This is a genomic window from Dialister pneumosintes (assembly GCF_001717505.1).
Lineage (GTDB): Bacteria > Bacillota > Negativicutes > Veillonellales > Dialisteraceae > Allisonella > Allisonella pneumosinta.
On the sequence record NZ_CP017037.1, the window covers coordinates 287941 to 304456 of the forward strand.

The 16516-nt window shown below is 34.1% G+C and carries 17 protein-coding genes and 2 tRNA genes; all 19 read left to right on the plus strand.

Annotated elements, in window-relative coordinates:
• The first annotated feature begins 19 nt into the window (after window positions 1-19).
• The 19 genes from kdsB to BCB69_RS01545 all read left to right on the plus strand — a co-directional run bounded on the left by kdsB (window position 20) and on the right by BCB69_RS01545 (window position 16458).
• Entirely contained in the window at window positions 20-754 is a 735-nt protein-coding gene (gene kdsB, locus BCB69_RS01455; protein ID WP_069176796.1) for a 3-deoxy-manno-octulosonate cytidylyltransferase, read from the plus strand.
• Window positions 754-1584 (plus strand): 3-deoxy-8-phosphooctulonate synthase, encoded by an 831-nt coding sequence (gene kdsA, locus BCB69_RS01460; protein WP_069176797.1) that lies wholly within the window; start codon window positions 754-756, stop codon window positions 1582-1584. The genes kdsB and kdsA overlap by 1 nt, the downstream gene beginning before the upstream one ends.
• 75 nt (window positions 1585-1659) lie before the next feature.
• Window positions 1660-2628: a KpsF/GutQ family sugar-phosphate isomerase gene (locus BCB69_RS01465; protein WP_069176798.1), complete on the plus strand. Its 969-nt coding sequence runs from the start codon at window positions 1660-1662 to the stop codon at window positions 2626-2628.
• Window positions 2628-3137, plus strand: coding sequence for a KdsC family phosphatase (locus BCB69_RS01470; RefSeq protein WP_069176799.1), 510 nt, complete (start codon window positions 2628-2630; stop codon window positions 3135-3137). Before BCB69_RS01465 ends, BCB69_RS01470 begins: the two co-directional genes overlap by 1 nt.
• A gap of 37 nt (window positions 3138-3174) precedes the next feature.
• Window positions 3175-4200 carry a lysophospholipid acyltransferase family protein gene (locus BCB69_RS01475; RefSeq protein WP_083989980.1) on the plus strand — a complete coding sequence of 342 codons (1026 nt, stop codon included), beginning with the start codon at window positions 3175-3177 and terminating at the stop codon, window positions 4198-4200.
• Complete coding sequence (lptC, locus tag BCB69_RS01480) at window positions 4193-4735, plus strand: LPS export ABC transporter periplasmic protein LptC (protein ID WP_069176800.1); 543 nt, start codon at window positions 4193-4195, stop codon at window positions 4733-4735. The genes BCB69_RS01475 and lptC overlap by 8 nt, the downstream gene beginning before the upstream one ends.
• Window positions 4732-5448: an LptA/OstA family protein gene (locus BCB69_RS01485; RefSeq protein WP_022514067.1), complete on the plus strand. Its 717-nt coding sequence runs from the start codon at window positions 4732-4734 to the stop codon at window positions 5446-5448. The genes lptC and BCB69_RS01485 overlap by 4 nt, the downstream gene beginning before the upstream one ends.
• Before the next feature lie 43 nt (window positions 5449-5491).
• Window positions 5492-6214 (plus strand): LPS export ABC transporter ATP-binding protein, encoded by a 723-nt coding sequence (gene lptB, locus BCB69_RS01490; RefSeq protein WP_069176801.1) that lies wholly within the window; start codon window positions 5492-5494, stop codon window positions 6212-6214.
• Window positions 6215-6250: 36 nt separating this feature from the next.
• Window positions 6251-7336, plus strand: a complete 1086-nt coding sequence (locus tag BCB69_RS01495; RefSeq protein WP_069176802.1) for an LptF/LptG family permease — start codon at window positions 6251-6253, stop codon at window positions 7334-7336.
• A 50-nt stretch (window positions 7337-7386) separates the two neighbouring features.
• Complete coding sequence (locus tag BCB69_RS01500) at window positions 7387-8577, plus strand: DUF3084 domain-containing protein (protein ID WP_069176803.1); 1191 nt, start codon at window positions 7387-7389, stop codon at window positions 8575-8577.
• On the plus strand, window positions 8577-9014 hold the full coding sequence (ruvX, locus tag BCB69_RS01505; RefSeq protein ID WP_069176804.1) for a Holliday junction resolvase RuvX: 438 nt from the start codon (window positions 8577-8579) through the stop codon (window positions 9012-9014). The genes BCB69_RS01500 and ruvX overlap by 1 nt, the downstream gene beginning before the upstream one ends.
• 58 nt (window positions 9015-9072) lie before the next feature.
• Window positions 9073-9148, plus strand: a tRNA-Pro gene (locus BCB69_RS01510).
• A 4-nt stretch (window positions 9149-9152) separates the two neighbouring features.
• Window positions 9153-9229, plus strand: a tRNA-Arg gene (locus BCB69_RS01515).
• Window positions 9230-9362: 133 nt separating this feature from the next.
• Entirely contained in the window at window positions 9363-10433 is a 1071-nt protein-coding gene (locus tag BCB69_RS01520) for a L,D-transpeptidase (protein ID WP_069176805.1), read from the plus strand.
• Between the two features lie 151 nt (window positions 10434-10584).
• Window positions 10585-11751, plus strand: a complete 1167-nt coding sequence (rpoD, locus tag BCB69_RS01525) for an RNA polymerase sigma factor RpoD (RefSeq protein ID WP_069176806.1) — start codon at window positions 10585-10587, stop codon at window positions 11749-11751.
• 150 nt (window positions 11752-11901) lie between these two features.
• Window positions 11902-12420, plus strand: a complete 519-nt coding sequence (locus tag BCB69_RS01530; RefSeq protein ID WP_069176807.1) for a biotin transporter BioY — start codon at window positions 11902-11904, stop codon at window positions 12418-12420.
• A 306-nt stretch (window positions 12421-12726) separates the two neighbouring features.
• Window positions 12727-14214 carry a Na+/H+ antiporter NhaC family protein gene (locus BCB69_RS01535; RefSeq protein WP_069176808.1) on the plus strand — a complete coding sequence of 496 codons (1488 nt, stop codon included), beginning with the start codon at window positions 12727-12729 and terminating at the stop codon, window positions 14212-14214.
• Window positions 14215-14418: 204 nt separating this feature from the next.
• Entirely contained in the window at window positions 14419-15912 is a 1494-nt protein-coding gene (locus BCB69_RS01540) for a Na+/H+ antiporter NhaC family protein (protein WP_107528604.1), read from the plus strand.
• A 168-nt stretch (window positions 15913-16080) separates the two neighbouring features.
• A complete protein-coding gene (locus BCB69_RS01545) occupies window positions 16081-16458 on the plus strand; it encodes a GNAT family N-acetyltransferase (protein ID WP_069176810.1) in 378 nt (125 codons plus the stop codon).
• Window positions 16459-16516: the final 58 nt, after the last annotated feature.

The window sequence follows — 16516 nt, forward strand, 5'->3', positions numbered from 1 at the left end:
TGTAAATAGAGGTTATAAAATGGAAAAAGTTGCATGCATTATTCCTTCAAGATTCGCGTCTACTCGTTTGCCGGGCAAGCCGCTTAAGTTTATTGCAGGAAAAACTTTAATAGAAAGAGTATATAAACAAGCAATAAAAGCTAAAATTCCACAACTATGCATAGTAGCAACGGATCATAAGGACATTGAAAAAGAGGTCTTACGTTTTGGCGGTAAGGTCATTATGACATCCACTAGGCATCCTACAGGGACAGATAGATTAGCTGAAGTGGCAAGGAAGTATCCTGACTATAATATTATAGTTAATGTTCAGGGTGATGAACCTTTTATTAATCCGGACATTATTGATAGATTGGCAACCTGTCTTATGGATAAAAAGGAATGTGTTATGGCTACAGTTGCCACCCCTTTAAAGGAAGAAGAATATAAAGATTCTGCATCAGTTAAAGTAGTTGTAAATCAAAAAGGAGAGGCCTTATATTTTTCCAGATCTCTTATTCCTTACCCTCGTAATGCTTTTGTGACCACTCCTTTGAAGCATGTAGGCATTTATGCATATCGCAAAGAGTTTTTATTGAATTATGCAAATATGGCACAGACTCCATTGGAAAAAACAGAATCTCTTGAGCAATTACGTGTACTGGAAATGGGATATCGTATTGCTGTAGTTGAAGAAGAAATACAAGGAATTGGTATTGATACAGAAGCGGATTTGATAAGAGCAAATTCTTATTTTAAGAAGGAGAAAATATAATGAAGACGATACAGGTTGGTAATCTTACTTTAGACGGAGGTCGATTATTTTTAATTGCCGGACCTTGTGTAATTGAGAGTTATGAACGTACTTTGATGATTGGACAAGAAATAAAAAAGATTTGTGATAGATTAGATGTACAATATATTTTTAAAGCGTCTTTTGATAAAGCAAATCGGTCTTCCTTAGCTTCTTTCCGGGGTCCTGGAATAGAAAAAGGTTTAGAAATATTAGCAGCGATAAAGAAAGAACTACAAGTTCCGGTTTGTTCAGATGTTCATGATGTTACTCAATTAGAACAGGCAGCTAAAGTATTAGATTGGATGCAAATTCCCGCTTTTTTGTGTAGACAGACTGATTTAGTTTGTGGTGCAGCAAAAACCGGAAAAGCTGTAAATGTAAAAAAAGGACAATTTATGGCGCCGGAAGATATGCAAAATGTATTAAGAAAGATGGAGGATACCGGGAATACAAATCTTTCTTTAACAGAAAGAGGAGTTTCTTTTGGTTATCATAATTTAGTTGTGGATATGAGAGCATTTCCTATTATGAGACAGTTTGGATATCCTGTAATTTTTGATGCAACACATAGTGTACAGTTACCGGGAGGAATGGGAACTTCTACCGGCGGGCAGAGAGAATTTATTCCTTATCTTGCACGAGCTGCAGTTGCTACCGGTGTAGATGGATTCTTTATGGAAGTTCATGATAATCCTCCGGAAGGTTTATCTGATTCAACTAATATGCTGTACTTATCCTCACTCGAAAGTTTATTAAAAGAGCTTATAGCGATTGATAATATAGTAAAAGGAAGAAATAGTAATTCCTAAAGCAATAAATATATTATAATAATACATAAGTAGAAGTTATATATTTTAAAGCATTTTGTTTATATAGGGGGCATAATGTCTGTTATTGAGACTGCAAAGAAAGTTCTGCAACAAGAAGCAGAAGCAGTACTTAGCTTACAAGAAAAATTAGATAATAATTTTGAGAAAGCAGTAGATTTTATTACTTCTTCTCGTGGTCGTGTTGTATTAACCGGTATGGGCAAATCAGGACATATTGCTAAAAAGGTGGCGGCAACGATGGCTAGTACTGGCACTCCGGCTTTTTTTATGCATCCTGCGGAAGCTATTCATGGCGATTTAGGCATGATTATGGAGCAAGATGTAGTTATTGCATACTCTAATAGCGGTGAAACAGGGGAAATTGTTAATATTCTTCCTTCTATTAGAAGAATTGGAGCTAAGTTAATCGCTATTGTTGGAAATATACATTCTACATTAGCTAAAAATGCAGATACGGCTCTAGATGCGGGTGTAAAGAATGAAGCAGACAGCTTAGGTTTGGCACCTACTAGTTCTACTACAGCTGCATTAGCTATTGGAGATGCGCTTGCTGTGTGTCTTATGGAACGTAGCCACTTTACTGCAGATGAATTTGCTATATTTCATCCGGGTGGATCATTAGGGAAGAAACTACTTTTGACTGTCGATATGGTCATGCATAAAGGAATTAATAACCCTGTTGTTTTAGGAGATGATTTAGTAAAAGATGCTTTGTTCATAATGACTAATAAAGGGTTAGGTGCTGTTAATGTTATTGATGAACAAGGAACTTTAATAGGGTTGCTTACTGATGGAGATGTGCGTCGTGGACTTGAAAAGGGCGTGTATTTTTTGTCTTGTAGAGTAAGTGAAGTGATGACTATATCACCTCAAGTTATTAATACAAATCGACTTGCAGCAGAAGCACTTCATCTCATGGAAAATCATAAGCCTAATCCGATTACTGTTTTACCGGTAATAGAAGAGAGTAAAGCGGTAGGTATGATTCATATTACGGATTTATTAAAACAAGGAGTCGTTTAATGTGTGCTGCCAGAAAAATTAAACTATTTGGGTTTGATGTAGATGGAACGTTGACTTCCGGCATGCTTATCTTTAATTCTCTGGGAGAATGTCATAAAGTTTTTAATGTACAGGATGGTATGGGAATTACTATCGCACGTAAATTGGGATATAAAGTAGTATTTATTACAGGACGTCAATCACCTATGGTAGAAGCAAGAGCTAAAGAACTTCATGTAGATCAATTGATTATGGGATGTGTAGCTAAGGTAGAGGCAATGGATTCTATAAGGCAGGCATGGAATTTAGAATGGGATGAAATTGCTTATATGGGCGATGATATTAATGATTTGGCGTTAGCAAAAAAAGTGGGAATATTTGCTGTTCCGGCAAATGCTTGTGCAGATAATTTAGCGCTTGCAGATTTGATTATGAAAAGAAATGGTGGAGAAGGTGCTGCACGAGAATTTATAGAAAATATTATTCGAAAGCAAGCACGTTGGGAAGAAGCTTTGCACTTATTTATTTAGAAATAAAGATATAAATTTTTAGTTTTGAGAGGAACTTATGCCTGTGTCAACTACACTTAAGTATAGATTTCTAAAAGGATTCAGTAGATTACTTTGTTCAATGTCTTATGAACATATTTTATCCATTGGAAAATTTATTGGACCAACTATTATGGAGCGAATATCTAAGCAAAGAAATCGTGGATTAGAACAAATCCAAGTAGGCATGGGGTATAGTTTGCCTGAAGCACAAAAACTTTTGCATCAAGTGTATGAACATATTGGAATGTCTGTTATGGAAATGCTTTATATTCCCCGATTAGTAAAAGAAAAAAATCATATTGAGGATTATATAGGTCTTTCTCATCCGGAATATTTAAAAATGGCTTACCAAGAAGGTAAGGGAGTTGTAGGACTTACTGCACATATGGGTAATTGGGAATGGCTTGGTGCAGGAATGGCGCTTCATGGATTTCCTACTTCTGCAATTGGTAAAAAACAAAAAGATGATGCACTTATGGATATTATCAATGAATACAGAGCTAGTGCCGGACAACATATTTTTTTAACGGGGACAGGCGGATATGAAATGATTGCAGCTGCGCGTTCTATGAAGAAAAATTATATTTTAGGATTTTTATCGGATAAAGATGGAGATGCAGTCGGTGTTCCTGTAAAATTTATGAATAGATTCTTTTCCTTCCCCCCGGGACCTTCTGTGTTTGCTAATCGTTTTAATGCACCAATTATTCCGTTATTCATAGTCAGGAATGATAATGGGATTGGACACGTTATTCATTTTGGAAAGCCTTTTCATTATGAAAAGACGGGAGATGAAAAGCAAGATTTATTGATAAATTCACAGAAAATGGCTTTAATAATAGAAAATTTCATCAAAAAGCATCCTGCTGATTGGCTCTGGTTCCAACATCTATTTTGGACAGAACCGGCAAAAGTAGAATTACTTAAAGAAATGAAAGTGGAAGATATTCGAACTATATTTAATGGATTGACTTATCCGAAAGAAACCGTACAAGACTTAATAGACATTGTCAGTATAGAAAGGGAACATGTGAATGACTAAACAACGCCAATTCATTGTTTTAATTGTAGTGATAGCAATTCTCTTTGGAGTTTATTTATTATTTCCCGATAAACAAGGAAGTAATGGACAAAATGCATCAAATGAGCCTATTGTTATGTTTGATGATATTGATATGAAAGAATCACTACAAGGTAAGACTGTATGGTATTTAAAAGCAGCACATGTTAAGATTGATAAAGATAAAGATACTGCTTATTTAGAAGGTGTAGAAGGCTATTTTAAAAATGATTCGGGTGAATTACGTATCCAAGCGGATAAAGGGACTATTCACCGAAAAGAAAAAACAGTTTATCTAGAAGGTCATGTTAAGGGAAATACACAAGACGGTGGAGTGCTTAGTGCCGAAAATTTAAAATATGATAGTAAAACACAAATACTTTCGACTGATAAAATATTTACTCTGGAGAGGGAGCAGCGTGTATTGATGGCAGACTCTTTTACAGGAGACCGTGTATTGGAAGAAATCAAAGCTACCGGACATGCATCTTTAAGAGAGAAGGGGGCACAAAATTGAAGAAGTATATAGCAGCTATTACACTTATAACTATTGCCTTGAGCGGAATGCATACTGTTTTTGCAGATGATATCACAGCAGATGTTTTAACTTACAATGGAAAAACTAAAGTAGTTACTGCAGATGGAAATGTGATTATTAATGGAAATGATGGAGCTACGATTAAAGGGGAGCATGGGGCTTATCATTTTATTGATAGAAGTGCATGGATTGCGGGTAATGTATCCTATAGTAAAGCAAGTACACGTATAACTGCAGAACGGTTAGAACTTTATAGTGATAAAACAATTCAAGGAATTGGGAATGTTGTGTATCACGATGGTGCTATGAATCGAACACTTCAAGGGGATGCAGTATCTTATAATACGGAGTCTGGAGATAGCAATATTCAAGGGAATGGTTATTTATCTACTTCTGAGGGAGAAGTACGTGCTCCTCATATTTGGGGTAATTTAAAGGAAATTCAAATTAGAGGCGAAGGTGGAGTGCATATTCATAGTGAAGTTAATCAAATAACAGCTTATGGAGATACTGCTATTTATACTAAGACCCCTAATCAGAACAATGGAGTGCTTTATCTCAGAGGGAATGCAACAGCTCATCAGAGAGGAAATTCCTTTTCTGGACCTGAACTTGTATTGAAAGATGAAGAACAAATTGTAGAAACAAATGGACGTAGTACTTTAGTAATTACTAATAGTGAAGGGTTTTAATATATCCTAAGCTTATAAAGTCAATAAATAGGGTTAATATAGAATGAAAATAGAAACACATAACTTAGTAAAGCAGTATGGGGAACGCATAGTTGTAAATCATGTAAATATCACGGTAGAACAAGGAAAAATTGTTGGGCTATTGGGACCTAACGGTGCCGGGAAAACCACTACTTTTTACATGATAGTAGGGATTATTAAACCGGATGAAGGAACTGTCACAGTTGATAATACTTCTATTACAGAGATGCCTATTCATCAAAGATATCAATTTGGGATAGGTTATTTACCACAAGAAGCTTCTATTTTCAGAAAGTTAACTGTATGGGAAAATTTGATGGCATTCCTACAAACTCGTTCTGATATTAATGAGAAACAAAAAATAGAAAAAGCAGAATCTCTATTAGAAGAATTTCATGTAACGCATGTTAGGAATACACTGGGCGGTGCTCTATCCGGTGGCGAAAGGCGAAGAGTAGAAATTGCACGTGCTTTAACTATGGATCCTTCTTTTATATTATTGGATGAGCCTTTTGCAGGGGTAGATCCACTTGCTGTAGAAGATATTCAGTCAGTAATAAGTCATTTGAAACTTCGTGGTATTGGAATACTTATTACTGATCATAATGTGAGAGAAACTCTTCATATAGTAGATCGTGCTTATATTCTTTCCGAGGGGAAAATCCTTTTACAAGGAACGGCTGAAGAAGTAGCAATAAATCCTACTGCAAAAAAATTCTATCTTGGAGATAATTTTACTTTATGATATATAAATGGTTAAAATATAAGAAAGGTCCAAATTATGCGTATAGTAGATAAATATATATTAAAAGAATTTTTGGGCCCTTTTCTATTTGGTGTAGCTGCATTTACTGCAATTTTTGTTGGTTCAGATACATTAATGAAAATTGCAGAATATATTACTAAATATGGAGCATCCACCATATCTGTAATTAAAATATTTGGTCTTGCTTTACCACAAATTATTGTTTATACCTTTCCTATGGCAGTTTTATTAGGCGCTTTAATGTGCTTTTCAAGACTTTCCGGATCTAGCGAATTAATAGTTATGAGAACTTCCGGGCAAAGCTTTTTTAGATTAGCCACTCCTGTATTACTTATTGCATTAGTAATTAGTTTTATTGCTGTTGCATTTAATGAGTTTGTTGTACCTTGGTCAAATTTACAATATCAACAAGTTGTGAATATGGAAATTCGAAAGAATATTAATCCAGGAGTCACTAATCATGTTGTACTTAGAGATGTTCAAGATGGTAAAATAATACATTTATTGTATGCTCGTAAATATGAACCGGATACTAAAACTTTATCGAATATAACAATTCAAGAGTTTCAAAATGAGAAAGTAGTACGTGTAGAACATGCACCTGAAGCTACTTGGGATAATGGAAAATGGGTCATGAAAGATGGTGTTGTGTATGATTTAAATGATGAAGGTGTGGATAGAATGATTCATTTTTCTAATCAAGTTATTAATTATGCACAGGCGCCGGATCAAATTCAAAAAGAACAAAAACGTGAAGATCAAATGACGGTTAGAGAATTATTACAACAAAAAAAAGCCTTTGAATCAGCACATGCCGATACAAGTAATCTCGTTATGGAAATAAATCGTCATTTTTCATTACCTTTAGCAAGTTTTATTTTTGCTTTAATTGGGGCACCTTTAGGAGTGCAAAAACAACGTTCATCATCTTCGGTTGGGTTTGGTATTTCTGTTGTTATTATCTTTATATATTATGCGACAATGACTTTTGCCGGATCGTTAGGTAGAGGACATATAATTGCTCCTTCTTTAGCGGTTTGGATTCCCAATATTATTGCATTATTTGCAGGTTTTTATTTAATTCGTAGAGCTTCTGATTAGTGAAGTTTAAAAAGCACTGGCAGGAACTCTTATTATTAAAGGGGTTATATATGCTAGGTGTTGTTATTGTCCTCATATTAATGGTTATGGGGGGAATTATTGCTTTTTTAGGAGATAAGATAGGATCTAAAGTAGGTAAAAGAAGATTGACTATGTTTGGGCTTCGACCTAAATATACTTCTATTATTATTACGATTGTTTCCGGTGTATTAATTTCATTCTTAACGGTAGCAGTTATGACGGTTGTTAATGAAAATGTCCGCATAGCTCTTTTTGGGTTGAATAAATTAAAAGCAGAAATGAATGAATTAAATTTACAAATTGAAACTAAGAATAAACAACTTGCGGAAGGGAAACTATTACTTGCAAAACGTACCGATGAATATAATGAAATTAATCAACGTGCTAATAGCATCTTTGAAGAACTAAATGATGTTGAACAGCAAAAAGCATCCGTTGAGGCAGAACTTTCTTTAGTGCAAGATGCTTATAATCAAGCACGACAGGATATTGATGCTTCTGCAGAAGAAATTAAGTCTTTAGAGCAAACAAAAAATGAATTAAGTGGAAATATTGAAAAATTAAATAATGAAAGGGAAAATTTAATTAATAATATTACCGCTATTCGAGAAGGTACAGTTGCTTTTCGTTCCGGACAAGTTCTTGGTGCAGGTGTTTTAAATGCTCACCTGACTAAAGAACAGGCAGATATAGCTTTAGATGCACTTTTAAATAATGTGAATAGCAAACTAAGAACACATATGAATATACAGGATAAAAATGCAACGGTAATTCGAGTATCACAAGATGTATTTAATAAAGCTGTATTGCAGTTAAGTAATACGACATCTCCTAAATTGGTACGTATTATATCTGCAGGAAATACATTAATTGGAGAACCGGCAGTAATAGATTTTGCTATTTATGATAATTTACTTTTATATAGAAGAGGGGAAGTTATTTTCTCTAAGAACCTTTTAAGCTATGGAAAGCATTTAAATGCACAAGGCAAAGTAATCTTATTTTTACATGATGTAAATAGAGTAGCTAGAGAAAAAGGTGTATTATTTGATCCTTTAACCGGTAGTATAGGACAATTTGATGGAGAAGATTTAGCAAACATTATTCGTCAGGTCAATGAATGGAATGAAAAGGCCATTCTTACAGCAACAGCTAAAGATAATATTTATACAGAAGGTCCTGTAGTTATTAATGTTCGAGTGGAGAGGGCGGATAATTAGTGATACTTGCAATCGATCCCGGTTCACAAAAAATGGGTGTAGCGATTCTTGACATAACAGGGAATCTAATAGAGAAGAAAGTTATACATAATAGTTTTTTTGAAGAATATTTAAAAAATATTTTAGAAAAAATGGATATTCATACTATTGTCAGTGGAGATGGTACACATCACAAAGATATTATTCAACGAATAGAAAGTATAATAAAAAAATATGAGAAGAGTATTCCTGTCGTTCTGGTTAATGAAAAATATACAACAGAAATGGCTAAACAATGGTATTGGAAAGAAAATAATCCTTATGGATTGAATAGGTTTTTACCACAAGGGTTAAGAACAATTCCTGTTCCGGTGGATGATTATGTAGCATGGATTTTAGGGCGAATTTTTTTAGGACTTGCTAAACCTGAAAATGTGAAGCATAAGAAAAATAGATAAGTTTTTTGTTAAACATATTGACTTATTTTATGTTATGTACTAAAATATTTAAGTGTCACGGGGCATAGCGCAGTTGGTAGCGCACCTGCTTTGGGAGCAGGGGGTCGCCAGTTCGAATCCGGCTGCCCCGACCATTTTGTCTCAGTAGCTCAGTTGGATAGAGCAACCGCCTTCTAAGCGGTAGGTCGTGAGTTCGAATCTCCCCTGGGACACCACAGATAGAGAAGACGTGTCATAAGACACGTTTTTTGTTTGCTTAATTATATATTTGCTTTTAATAATTAATTTCTATATGATAGTCCCGATGGACTTATATAAACAGCATTATAATAGGAGTAAAGTTAATGTATGTTGCATAAAAAACTATTTGTATTTTTGTTCTTAATAGGAAATGTGTGTATAGGAACGCATGTAACACATGCAGAAAACTATACGCCCAATTTATCCTTTAAACAGAGTATATCTTCTGTTTGGGTTCGAAATCGCCCTTCTTATATGGGGAAGACGCATATAGAAATAGAAAAAAAAGTAACAGAAACAAAGCCATTTAATTCTAATAATGAAGCATCGGGTAAACAAATATTAATTAATTTAGCAAGTAGACAACTTTATCTTTATGATAATAACCGGAAAATAAAAACATATCCGGTTGCGGTAGGAACTTATGAAATGCAAACACCGGTAGGATATTTCTCTATTGAAGAAAAAGAAAAGAATCCAATATGGACTGATCCGGAAGATACAAAACATGTTGTGAAATCCGGGCCGGAAAACCCTTTGGGAATGAGATGGATGCGTATTGGTGGAAATTATGGTATACATGGCACTAATGCACCTCATAGTGTAGGTAGATATGTTTCTCACGGATGCATACGAATGAGAGAATCTGATGTTGAAGAATTATTTGATAACGTTGAACTACGTACGCCTGTAGAAATTTACTATGATCGAATTGTTATTAATCGAGACCATGATCATACTATATCTTATTTTATTTATCCTGATGGATATGCAAAACAAGATATATCGGTTGCGGATGTCAAAAAAGCATTAAGCGGATATGGTGTAGATGCTTTTGCCAGTGAACAGAGTATATTGGAGAGTATACAAAACTCTAATGCTCAACAAATTTATGTAGCCAAAGCTTATAATATTTTTTTTGATAAAAAGAAATTAGATAAAAAGGCTATTCAAAAAGATGGAGTTATATATATTCCGGTAGATACGATTTCATCTATGTTTAAAATTCAATTAGAATATAATGCGGAGACAAATCTATTAACCAGTCCTTATGGGACCGCTAATTGTATTGAGAAAAGTGGAAATTTTTATATTAAAGAAAAAGATTTAGCTGTACTTTTTAATAAAACGGGACAACTAACTAAAGAATACACCTATATCATTAGGGTTGTTAACTAACTATAAAATAAAAATAAAATTTGAAAAAATATACTTGATTTTCCTTAAAAATGAGTGTAGAATAAACTTCCGACTAAATGCCTTGGAAAAGGCTATATAGATAGTATTGCGTTGATTATCAAAAGAGAAAAGTGTTATAGGAGGTTCTCCCTTGTCCGCTAAACTGACAAAAATCGCACAGTGGATTGAAGAATTAATGGAAACAGAAACTGTAGATGGGATTCCACATACATCTGTTATTTCACTTGTTAAAGAGAAAAATATATCGGCTAAAGATTTGGATGTTTTATATGAGGAATTACATAAACGTCAAATTACTCTTGTATTTAGCGATAATGATGAAGAATCTACGGAAGAAGTAAATTTTACTGCAGAAGAAGATAGTACAGATACTTTAGAAACTGATGTAGAAGAAAAAGATTGGCATAAAGAAAGTGTAGCTGATTTTACAGCTGTAGGAACAGGAATTACAGATCCGGTAAGGTTATATCTTCGTGAGTGTGGAGCTACTCCACTTCTTACTGCTGAGCAGGAAATGGAATTAGCAAAGATTATAGAGCAGGGAAAGAGTGTAACCGCTACATCGGAAGAATTAGAAGCGGCATCTTTTGCTAAACAAAAGATGGCAAGTGCCAACCTTAGATTGGTAGTCTCGATTGCAAAAAAATATCCGGGCAGAAATATGCCTTTTTTGGATTTAATTCAAGAAGGGAATATAGGATTGATGAAAGCAGTAGAAAAATTTGACTATACGAAAGGTTACAAATTTTCTACTTATGCAACTTGGTGGATTAGACAAGCAATTACACGTTCTATTGCAGATCAGGCGAGAACTATTCGTGTACCGGTTCATATGGTAGAAACTATTAATCGAATGAATCGTATTGCACGTAAACTTTTGCAAGAAAATGGAAGAGAAGCATCTGATGAGGAGATTGCAAAGGAAATGGGAATCGATGTGTCTAAAGTACATGAAGCAAAAAAAGCGGCCCAAGATCCTATTTCATTAGAAACACCTATTGGAGAAAAAGAGGATTCTCATTTAGGAGACTTTATTGAAGATCAAAAAACAGCATCTCCGGAAGAAGAAACTGCAGCGACAATTCGAAGGGAACAGATTCATGAATTATTAGCAGATAATCTGACAGAAAGAGAACGAGGTGTTCTTTATTTGAGATTTGGTATGGATGACGGCACTCCACGTACTTTAGAGGAAGTAGGTAAACATTTTGGTGTTACACGTGAGCGTATTCGTCAAATCGAGAGTAAGGCATTAAAAAAATTAAAAAAAGCAGCTCCTTCTTTAGCAGGGATGTAATTTTGATAGTATCAAAGATAAGTCTAAATGACTTTCCTTTGATACTAATTTTTATTGTAAACGACTCAGTGTAATGTAAATTGACAAAGTGAAAAATGTATTCTATACTGACTAAAAAATCAGGAATATTAGTCAGGAGGTAGGAATTGAATGAAAGTGGAACAGCAAGTTCTTTGTGCTGTATTTGCAGCAGTTATTGCTATATGTGCCCAATTGATTATACCGATTCAACCGGTGCCTATTAGTTTAGCTAATTTTGGAATTTTATTAGCTGGGGGATTTTTAGGTCGAAAATATGGAACAATAAGTGTTCTTATATACATTTTGTTAGGAAGTATTGGATTACCGATATTTGCTATGGGAAAATCGGGAATTTCCGTATTAGTTGGTCCTACCGGAGGGTTTATTATAGGATATATTACTACCGCTTTTATTACGGGTGTAGTTACAGAAAAATATATGGATAAAAAATATATTATTTTTGTAGGTATGTTTATGAGTGTGTTAACTTGTTATCTTTGCGGAATTAGCTGGTTTATATTTCTTACACAAATGGAAGTATGGCAGGCAATGACAATTTGCGTATTTCCTTTTATTTTGGGGGATATTGTTAAAGTATTTGCTGCCGGAGGATTAATAATCAAATATAGGTATTTGATTATTAAATAAAAAAGAAGACTATAAAATATAGTCTTCTTTTTTATTTTTACACCTGAATAATAGATATTTTTTTTAATAGTAGTAAAAATTTTTGTTTAACTAGAATTCGTATAAATTAAAATATAAAAATATCCTTGTAAAATCTAATTTTATTACATATATGACCAGCTAAATATTATACATATTGTTAGTTATTATCATTTATAAAAAAATAGGTTCTTGACAGGTTATTCGGTGAGACTCATAATCTTGTTGATGAAAATAATATATAAGAAATATCAGCTGAAACTATATTTCTAATGGAGGGGTGAAAATATGGTACATACCGTTTGGGCAATTTTGCCGCCAATTGTAACAATTATTTTGGCATTGACTACTAAGGAAGTATATATGTCTTTATTTACCGGGATATTTTTTGGTACATTCATGTATTCTCAATATAGTATTTTGGGGAGCATTGCTACTACTTTTCAAATTATGAATGATAAGATTGGCGGAAATGTTTATATTTTAATGTTCATGATTATACTTGGAATTTTTGTTGCTGCTGTTAATAAATCCGGCGCATCTGAAGCTTATGGAGAATGGGCGACTAAAGCTATTAAAGGGAGACGCATGGCTATGTTTGTAACTATGCTTTTAGGTATTATTATATTTATTGACGATTACTTTAACTGTCTTACGGTAGGTACGGTTATGCGTCCCGTAACGGATAAATTTCACATTAGTCGTGCAAAATTAGCATACTTGATTGATGCTACGGCTGCACCGATATGTATTCTTGCACCTATTTCCAGTTGGGCGGCGGCAGTATCATCTTCACTTCCTCAAGGCAGTGGTATCGATGGGTTTTCTTTATTTTTACAAACAATCCCAGTTAATTTATATGCATTGTTTACTTTAGTGTTTATGGTTTTCTTAAATTGGACAGGCAAAGACTTTTCCAAAATGAAACAATTAGAAGAGAAAAATATTAATGAACTGGTAATTAATAAAAGCGTAGATGACTCGGCAACTATCCCTGTGGGCAATGGCAAAATTATTGATTTGTTACTCCCTTTAATAGCACTTATTATTGCTTGTACCTTTGGAATTATGTATACAGGAGGAATTTTAGAAGGTGCAACTATACAAGAGTCTTTTGCAAACTCAGAGGCTTCTCGTGGGTTAGTTATTGGTTCTTTTATGGGCTTGGTATTTACTTTTATTTTTTATATACCAAGAAAGATACTTACTTTTAGTGAATTTTGCCAATGTTATGTAGATGGATTTAAAGCAATGGTTCCGGGGATGCTTATTCTTAGCTTAGCATGGACTTTATCCGGTATTTGTAGTAAAGATTATCTTGATCTTGGTGGGTATGTAGCAACTTTAGTGAGTGGTAGTACGACAATTGCGACTTTACTTCCTGTATTCTTTTTCTTAGTAGCTGTTGGGCTATCTTTTGCGACCGGCACTTCTTGGGGAACTTTTGGAATCTTAATTCCTATTATTGTTGCTATTACCGGGGAATCTAATATAGCGTTGTTGACGATTACTGTAGCTGCTGTATTGTCAGGAGCCGTTGCAGGAGATCATTTGTCTCCTATTTCAGATACTACTATCATGTCTTCCACCGGAGCACAATGTAATCACTTAGATCATGTTGCAACACAATTACCTTATGGTTTAATTATTATTACTTGTTCTGTTATTGGTTATGTAGTTGCCGGTATAACTTCTGTTGGGTTAATGGGAACACTGGCAGGTTTTATAAGTCTGCTTATTGTAATGGTTATTATTTATCAATATAAACTTTTTTAAGTATAACTATTAGTGCTTTTATTAAACTAGTGCAAAAATAAGGTTTTTTAGAAAGAAGTTTATAATATTTATAAATTGTAAAAAGCAGTTTCTATTGACATAAGTCAGATAAGACTTATAATCAAGATATAAACATAATATGAATCTGGAAGTATGATAATGAAGTTTTGTACTCTCAGAATAAAAAACAAGGAGGATATTCTATTGGCACATACAGCATGGGCTCTTATTCCGCCGTTGATAACAGTTGTTTTGGCGATGGTAACTAAAGAAGTATATTCTGCATTGATTATTGGTGTATTTGCAGGAGCTCTTTTATTTACTGCGTTCGATTTTTTGGGATCAATAAATACAATGTTTTCTATTATTACTACGGCAATAGGAGAAAATGCTTTTCTTCTTGTTTTTTTAGTGCTACTTGGTATTTTTGTCTCTATGATTAATAAATCCGGGGCATCACAAGCTTATGGAGAGTGGGCAGCTAAGGCGATTAAAGGTAAGCGTATGGCTATGCTCATTACTATGTTATTGGGAGTTATTATATTCATAGATGACTACTTTAACTGTCTTACGGTAGGTACAGTTATGCGTCCGGTAACAGATAAATTTCATATTACACGTGCAAAACTGGCATATGTTATTGATGCTACAGCTGCACCTGTATGTATTTTAGCTCCGGTATCCAGCTGGGCAGCAGCAGTAGCCTCTTCTTTTCCTGAAGGCTCAGGGGTAGATGGATTTTCTCTTTTTGTTCATACAGTTCCACTTAATCTCTATGCTTGGCTTACGTTATTTTTTATGCTATTCATGATTTGGAGTGGGAAAGATTACTCTAAAATGAAAGCTTTAGAAGAAAAAGAACGGAATGAATTATATATTAGTACAGAGCCGGTTGAAGAAGAGTCTGTTACAAAACCGGAAGGGAACGGTACTATTATTGATTTAATTTTGCCATTATTTGTTCTTATCGGATTTTGTATTTTCGGTATGCTATATACCGGTGGCATATTAAATGGAGTTTCTGTTGGTCAAGCTTTTTCACAATGCGATTCTATGAGAGGTCTGGTTATTGGTGCTTTTGCTGCATTGTTGATAACAATGTTTTGGTATTTGCCTCGCAAAGTACTAGGGTTTGAACCGCTCTGTAAATGTTATATTGAAGGTTTCAAATCTATGACACCTGCTATTCTTTTATTGGCATTGGCATGGGGGTTAGCTGGTGTTTGTAGCAGTGAATTTATGGATCTTGGTGGGTATATCGGGGCTTTAGTAAGAGGGAATACCACCATTATGACATTATTACCTACATTGTTTTTCTTAGTGGCTTTAATTTTGTCTTTTTCAACAGGAAGCTCTTGGGGAACATTTGGTATATTAATTCCTATTGTTGTGGCTGTAGTAGGAACACAGGATATTAATTTTTTAACTATTACAGTAGCAGCTGTTTTATCCGGCTCTGTAGCAGGAGATCATATGTCTCCTATTGCAGATACTACAATTATGGCTTCTGCCGGAGCACAATGTCATCACATTGATCATGTTTCAACACAACTTCCTTATGCATTAACTGTTATAGCAGCTTGTGTTATCGGATACTTGGCAGCCGGATTTACTGATAGTGAAATTATTGGTATTGTAGCCGGATTTGGAGCTTTAATTATAGAAGAAATATATTTATATAAGTTTAAGATGTCCTAATAAGTTTTGCCTATAACTATATAATTGAAACAATCATCGTATTATACGATGATTGTTTTTATCTATAAGAATTGTTAACAAAAAATCTTATTTATATAATAAGAGATATAGAGAGGTTATATATGATACACGTTTAAAACGTTTATAAATCTTCCCGAAGAATCGAAAATGATTAGAATAAAAGTATTTATGGAAGAGCAGGGGTTTAAAAATGAATTTGATGATATAGATAATCGAGCTATCCATATTGTTTTATACAAAGAGGGAAAGCCGGTAGGTACTTGTCGTGTATTTTGGGATGCAGAGATGCAAGCGTATCTTATTGGACGTGTAGCGGTGTTAAAAAATGCTAGAGGCAATCATTACGGAACAGAATTACTTAAAGAAGCTGAACAAGTAGTTGTAGATAAAGGCGAAAGTGTATTATGTTTAGCAGCACAAATAACGACAACTCCTTTTTATGAATCATTAGGTTATAAAGCTTATGGAGAAGCTTTTTTTGATGAGCATTGCCCACATATATGGATGAAGAAAAAACTAAGTTGAATTTACTATATATAAATAAACACGTCCCGTTCTTTATATTGGAACGGGACGTATTTAT